Below are 4153 nucleotides of genomic sequence, written 5' to 3'. Positions count from 1 at the left end.
CTCTTCGGATACTCAACATTTATTTGTACAAAATAAAAACTTTGGAATCTGAGCTTAAAGCAATGCAACCGTAGCACTAAAAATAGCATTGAATCAGATCACACACTTAAAACAACGAAATAGGCTTATGTTAAAACACAAAATAATGAGGAACCCTGTTGTTATATCGACAGCCATTTTCCTCTTTCTTGCGGCTACAATCGCTGCTATTTATATCCTCTGGCTAGATATAACAGACAAGTTTTACCTTTGGATCGCATTAGGTGCGGTAACACTTTTTTATTCGTTGTTCCAGATCACTTTATGGCTTAAGAAAAAAAGCAACAACAAAGCGCTTAAACTTGAAACAGAAGAAGAAGCGCTAGCTATGGTCATTCGCCCTCTTTTGGCAAAATCAAACAAAAAGCCTATCTACCTGATGATTGGTAATAAGTACGCGGGTAGAACTCAGTTTTTACTTAATTCCAGTGCTATCAAGCCAATGGATCAAACGCGTACCGCTAAGAATGATTTTTTCGAATGGTATGAGTCTGACTCTGCAGTTTATATCAAACCGGATCAACGGCTATTGTTTCAAGAGGTTTCTAGTAACGATAGTGCTTTATGGGATGCATTTGTAAATGAGGTCATTAAACATAAACCTAGAAAGCCATTTTCAGGTTGTTTGTTTTTTATCGATTTTGAATTTCTAATTGTCTCTGAGACCGAGCAAATCGATTACACCTTAACCGCGCTTAACCATAGACTAGAATCGATAAGCGAAAAAACTTCCTCTGCGATCCCTTTGTATTTAATGATGTCTAAGCTCGACAAGTTAGAAGGATTCAAAGAATACATACACTTTAGTTCCCTAAAGACATCGGTTGAGTTTCTATCAATTCCATTAAAGGAAGCTAAAGGTGTATTTGTTGAGTACTACCATGATAGCTTCCGTAATTTAGTAAAAGTAATGGAGAGCAATGCGTTAGATTCGTCGTCTCACTCTAATGACGTTAACGAGAAGCAAGCCATATTAGCATTCCCTAAACAATTCGAATTGTGCCAGTCTGAAATTGCTTCTGTAATAGAACGACTTTCAGAACTCAATACTGGATCTTATTCTCTTGATATCCGTGAAGTTTTTTTTATATCGAATATCCAAGGAGGCAGAAAATACAATCTATTAGCTAAGAGTTGCAGCAACTACTTTAACTTGCCGATCATTGCGTCGGAACATACTCAATTAACAGAAACGCCCTATTTTACGCGTTTCCTAATGGACTCTCAGATCCTGCCTGAATCTGATTTCGCAGGTGAAAACAAGACTTACCTTAGGATGATCCAGAGACAGAGCCGTCTAGCCGTTGCCGCTTCCATAATTTTACTAGGTAGTGGTGCTTACCTATTTTCAACGACTTTAGATGACAATCTGAGAGTGATTAGTCAGCTTATTGGTATCGATGATTCACAATCGTCCTCCCCAAAAAGCAATTCTTTTGCAAGCTCTCTTTCAAGTGCGATCCAAACTGTACAACCATCTTATCAAGCATGGCTTAGTGGCTCACAAGCGTTAGACAATGAACTGGTGAACATGAATGTAAGTCGTCTCGATGAAAGTACAAAAATCGCTTACAACGCCCTCATAATGCAAATTAGAAACCACTTAATGCCCGTAATTGAGCAAGGTTATCGTTTGCAACTAACACAAAACCAAGACAACATTAATAGTGCACTACCTTTACTCAAAGGTTACTTAATGTTGAATGACCCTACCAAGCGCGAGATAAAATTTCTTCGTCAACAAACACTGTCAACACTACAAAAACTCAACGATCAACCAGAAACGATTACAACGGTCATGAAGTATTTAGACGCGTATTTCCGAACGAATTTTGAACCTGTACCGATCAACATGAATATGGTTCGTGCGACAAGGCGATCACTGCTCTCTAGTTCAAACGTCGACCTAGTTTACGTTAGCTTATTACAGCAAGCAGGCGACATTGATTTGGGCACTCTGAATTTACAAAGAGCAGTGGGTTTCGACTTTAATAATGTTTTCAACGACAACTTGGATCCCCGACGATTAGAAATCGATAAAGTTTATACGTCGACGGGCTTCAGCACGTTTTACCGCCCTCGTGTCGATTTAATGTCGCAAAAAGTCATCACTGACAACTGGGTATTGGGGTTGTCAAACCACGTAATCCCAACAGACAAAGAACAAGAGACCTTCAAGAAACAAGTAAGAAAAAAATATACGGATGACTACATCAGTTATTGGCGAAATGCTTTAAGCGAACTAAAAGTCAAGCGTTACAACAATATAGGGGAGATAACCAATGCCATAGATCTAATCTCTGGTCCCTCTTCTCCTATGACAACCGTTCTAAAACAAGTTTATACAAACACTCAGTTTTCCCCGATCGGACAACAGAATGCATTAATGGCCCAGGTTAACCCTAAACTTGCTGGTGCAGTAAATGCAGCACCAGAACTCGCTGAAGAACTTGTTAAACCTGACTACTTGTTGATGAAAAGAGTTGAACAAGCTTTCCATATCCTGAATCAATTACAAATTAACGAAACCCCTAACTCCCCTACACCATGGGATGAAACGATAACTGCACTTAGCAGAGTTCGTACTTATATGAAGGATATAGCTGACGCACCAGATCCTCAAATGGCAGCGTTAACTGCAGCGCAACACCGAATGAGTAGTACGGAGGCAGATCCTCTAATCCGCTTAAAACAGATAGCGCAAAAATCTCCTGAACCCGTCAGAAGTTGGCTTTTAGACGTAGTTAACCAGAGCTGGTCTGTGATGATTTCTGAATCATCAAAAGGAATCCAGACTCTTTGGTATAGTGAGATCTATACCAAGTTCAAAGAGTTAGGTTTAGGAAGGTACCCTTTTGACCTAAGTGCAACTGAGGAAATTTCGATTGAAGACTTTGAGCTACTATTTGCTTCGGGGGGATTGCTAGATGCATTTATCGATAAGAATTTCGCTCCTTTTTACGACACAAATCTATGGACACCGAAACAGGTAGAAGGCGAAATTATGCCACTCTCGCCAGAGTTGCTTGTTCAGTTAAGAAATTACAATGTCATCAGAGATACGTTAATTAACAAGAGTACAAACCGCTTGTACCTTCCATTCAGTGCGAAAGTTCTTGATCTGGATTCGAGTGCAATAAGAGCAAGCTTGAAAATAGCGGACTCAAATATCAACTATTACCATGGTCCAAGTAGAATTCGTGAACTTGAGTGGCCTCCTCAAAACGGAGATTTCAATATCAGTATTACGATTCAAGACGTAACAGACGAAGGTAAACAGCACGTACTGAGCAAGAATGGTCAATGGGCTATCTATCGGTTATTTGGTGACTCAACGTTAACAAATACCCATAACGGCAGCTTCGTAAGTGATATTAAAGTATCAGGCAGAGATCTGAGCTTACGAATTACTCCTTTGACTCAGAAAAACCCGTTTACGTTAGCGGAGCTGTATAACTTCACTCTACCCGAAGCTATATAGTGAAAATACAAATACAAATACAAATACAAATACAATAATAATTCAGAAAAGGCAGAACACATGATGTCCAACATTAGTTTACAAGGCTTAGACAAACTAGATCGTAAAATTCTATCGAATCTACTCTCCAATGGGCGAGAATCGATTGCTAACCTTTCTCGCAACATCGGCTTGTCGCGAACAGCAGTCGCTGAACGTATCAACAGACTTGAAAAAACCGGTATTATCAAAGGGTATACGGCACAAATAAGAGTAGAAAATGACGGGAGAAAAGCGGCAAGTTATTTGCTGATTTCTTGTGAAAAAGGTAAGAAAAATGATGTAAGTAATGCGTTAAAAGAACTACCTGAAGTCAGACTTACAAGCATTGTTGGTGGTACCTACGACATTATTTCTTTGATTGAAGCACCTGACCTGCAATCAATACACCATTTATGTAATGAGATAGAGTCGTTCAATGGCATTCGCTCTCTCAATACGACAGTAGTGCTACACCAACCAATCAGTCGTTAAAAATAAAGCCGCTCTTATGAGCTAATGCCGATCAGTTAAAGCCAAAGTGATCGGTTGAACGATCCTCCAGAGCTGTCAAAATCCAAGTGTATTTAATGCACTTGGATTTTTTTATGGATG

At 39.4% G+C, this 4153-nt stretch carries 2 protein-coding genes; both read left to right on the top strand.

The window, feature by feature from the left end; translation table 11 throughout:
* Positions 1-127 precede the first annotated feature (127 nt).
* A complete protein-coding gene (gene tssM, locus AACR09_RS07305; protein ID WP_193836267.1) occupies positions 128-3520 on the top strand; it encodes a type VI secretion system membrane subunit TssM in 3393 nt (1130 codons plus the stop codon).
* 60 nt (positions 3521-3580) lie between these two features.
* Complete coding sequence (locus AACR09_RS07300; protein ID WP_017062578.1) at positions 3581-4033, top strand: Lrp/AsnC family transcriptional regulator; 453 nt, start codon at positions 3581-3583, stop codon at positions 4031-4033.
* Positions 4034-4153 lie beyond the last annotated feature (120 nt).

The sequence above is a fragment of the Vibrio sp. OPT20 genome, assembly GCF_963889365.1.
GTDB lineage: Bacteria > Pseudomonadota > Gammaproteobacteria > Enterobacterales > Vibrionaceae > Vibrio > Vibrio splendidus.
Note: the sequence above shows the minus strand (reverse complement) of the source record. Positions and strands in the feature narration are given on the sequence as shown.